This is a genomic window from Longimicrobium sp. (assembly GCF_036387355.1).
GTDB lineage: Bacteria > Gemmatimonadota > Gemmatimonadetes > Longimicrobiales > Longimicrobiaceae > Longimicrobium.
Window position 1 is genome coordinate 1 of sequence record NZ_DASVTX010000007.1, and the last position, 2,869, is coordinate 2,869.

The 2,869-nt window shown below is 75.6% G+C and carries 2 protein-coding genes; both read left to right on the forward strand.

Annotated features, from left to right (window positions below; genetic code table 11):
* Positions 1–452, forward strand: a 452-nt coding sequence (locus tag VF665_RS00360) for a hypothetical protein (RefSeq protein ID WP_331051408.1), incomplete at its 5' end; no start/stop codon positions are given.
* A gap of 10 nt (positions 453–462) precedes the next feature.
* A partial coding sequence (locus VF665_RS00365; protein ID WP_331051409.1) for a DUF4157 domain-containing protein occupies positions 463–2,869 on the forward strand: 2,407 nt, incomplete at its 3' end.

The following is a 2,869-nucleotide window of genomic DNA, read 5'->3' on the forward strand; positions in this document are numbered from 1 at the left end:
CGGCACCCTCGCCCGCGCCCGCGGCTCCGGCGGCCACGGGGGCCAGCTATCCGTTCAAGGTCACGCTGAACGACTGCGCGGCCAGCCCGTTCGTGGAGGCTACCGTGCTGGCCGCCGCGCGCCAGGCGTACGACGCCGTGCTCAACAGCAACTGCATCGGCAGCCCGGAGCTCAAGGAGGCCATCCTCAAGGAATTCAACGACCTGGACATCGACTGCGAACAGGGCGACGAAACGAGCCCCTGCGGCTCGGCGCACCGCTACTTCACCGAGACCATCAACCTCTTTCCCAAGTCGATGAACCCGTCCCGGTGCGGCCCGCTGGCGTCCACAATCCTCCACGAGGTGATCCACCTGACGGAATGGAGCCTGGGCGGGCACGGCGTGCTGGCGGACGCGTGTGAAAAGTCGTGCTTCGGCTACGGCAGCGGCAACGCGGCGGACTGCAAGTAACGCCCGACGCATGCGAACCCCCGCCGCGCCCGTTCCGTCCGCCGCGCCCACGCCCGCCTCGCCGCCGCCCGCCGCGCGCACCGCGCCCGTGCTGCGCCGCTGCGGCTGCGGGCGGGGACCGGCCGGCGGCGGGGAGTGCGCGGAGTGCCGCAAGCGGCGCGAGCTGCAGCGCAGCCCGTCCGGCGCCGGGCCGGAGGTGGCGCCTCCCATCGTCCACTCCGTGCTGGGTGCGGCGGGGTCGCCCCTGGACCCCGGCGTACGCGCGGAGATGGAGGGGCGGTTCGGCCACGGCTTCGGGGACGTGCGGGTGCACGCGGACGGCGCGGCGGCGGAGTCGGCGCGGGCCGTTTCCGCACACGCCTACACGGTGGGGCGGCAGATCGTCTTCGGCGCGGGGCGGTACGCGCCGGGAACGCCGTCCGGCGACCGGCTGATCGCCCACGAGCTGGCCCACGTGGTCCAGCAGCGCGGCTCCGCGCCCGCGATCCAGCATCAACTGGAGATCGGCGCGGTGGACGACCCCGCGGAGCGCGAGGCGGAGGCCGCCGCCGACCGGGCGATGGCGGGATGGGGACCGGCGGGGCTGGGCGCGCATCCCCTCCGGCTCGCGCGGCAGGTTCCGCCCGGGGCGCCGGCGCGACCGTCCGCGCCCGCGGCGGCGCGGATGTACAGCATCCCGTTCCACGGCACCGTGCGGGACTCGCTGGTGATTTTTCTGCGCCGCTCCACCACGCCGCAGGAGGCGGAGCGCATCGCCACGCAGGTGATGGACTCCATCGGCTCGTACACGCTGGAAGGCCGGCGCGGCCTGTCGCGGGCGGAGTTCGAGGCCGGCGCCCCGCCCCACTTTTCGCTGGACCCGCGGCTGAGCGGCATCATCACCGCCGGCCTGGGGCTGCGGCCGGGGGACATGGGCGGGCTGGTGGAGCAGGCCCGCGTGGCGGACGCGGGGCTGACCGCGCGGGAGCAGACGGACAGCCTGAGCGCGGCCCGCACTGCCCCTCCCAGCCGCGAGGAGACGCGCGGCGGGCGCGAGCCGGCCACCCCCACGGCGGGCGACTGGTCGGTGCTCACGGAGCCGGCGCTGGCCGCGATGTACCTGCAGTTCCTGGAGCACTTCGCGGCGTTCACCATTGCCCCGCACCAGGGCGCCGCGGCGGACGGGCTCACCGTTCCCGAGCTGATGGGGATCGTGGGGAGCAACCGCCGCCTGTTCCACCTGACGGACCTGTTCACCCAGGGTGTGCGCGAGTTCCGCGCCGCCGGAGGGACGGACCCCGCGCACTTTCAGCGGCTGGAAGAGCGCATCTTTGAGCAGTTCGTGTGGGGCAACCCCAACGCCGCGCGCAACCGGCTGCGCATCGGCACGGGGTGGCCGGAGGAGCGGGTGCTGGGGATCGTGGACCGGCAGGGCGGCATGCTCTGGTACGACGACCAGGCGGCGGCGCTTCCGACGCCGGTGGGGCTGCTGTTCCGCGACGACGGCTACATCGGCGCCCGGCAGTTCCCCGGCGGGCTGAACGTGGCGGCGGTGGACGACCCGGCGCTGCGGATGTTCCTGAACATCATCCGCCAGCAGATGGGCGATCCCACCCGCGCCGTGGCGCGCGCGGCGGCCGTGTACTTCGACCAGGTGGAGGCGGTGAACTCGCGGGTGCGGCGCGGGCTCCCCGCCCAGGTGCTGCAGTCGTTCGAGGACATGCTGCCGTTCTTTATCGGCTTTCTTGCGGGCCACGGCCTCAGCACGCTGCTGATGCGCTCCGCCAGCCCGCCGCTGGCGGCCACGGGGCTGGCGCTCAAGGGGCTGCTGACGGCCGCCGGGTACCTGATGGAGATCGACTTCGCGGGGACGGCGCTGCAGCGGCTGCTGGACGCGGCCAACCACCTGAGCCGGGTGGAGACGGGGGCGGACGGGCGGACGACGACGCTGTCGCGCGCGCACCTGGACGCCGCCGCGAATCCCATCCGCCAGATGGTGGCCGACATCGCGCTGATGGCGGGGACGGCGGGGTTCAACCGGCTGATCGGGGTGCTGCGCGGGCGCGGGCGGGCCACGGTGGAGTGCACCGTGTGCCACATCACCCCCACCCCCGCGGAAGTCGCGGGCCCGCGCCCGCCGGGCTTTCCGCCGCCGCGCACCGGCCCCCGTCCGGGTCCGCGCGGGCGCATGACGACCGGGCCCGTGCAGGCCCCGCCGCGCCCGCTGGAGGCCCCGGCATCCCGGCCGCCGATCCCCCTGGAGGCGCCCGCGCCGCCGCCGGTCCGCCCCGTGGAAGCGCCGGCCGCCGGTCCGCCGCGCACCCTGGAGGCGCCACCCGCGCAGCCGCCGCGTCCGGTGGAGGCCCCGGGCGTGGCACCGCCGGAGCCCATGCGGGCTCCCGGCGTGGAGCCGCCGCGCCCGGCGGAGGCCCCGCCCG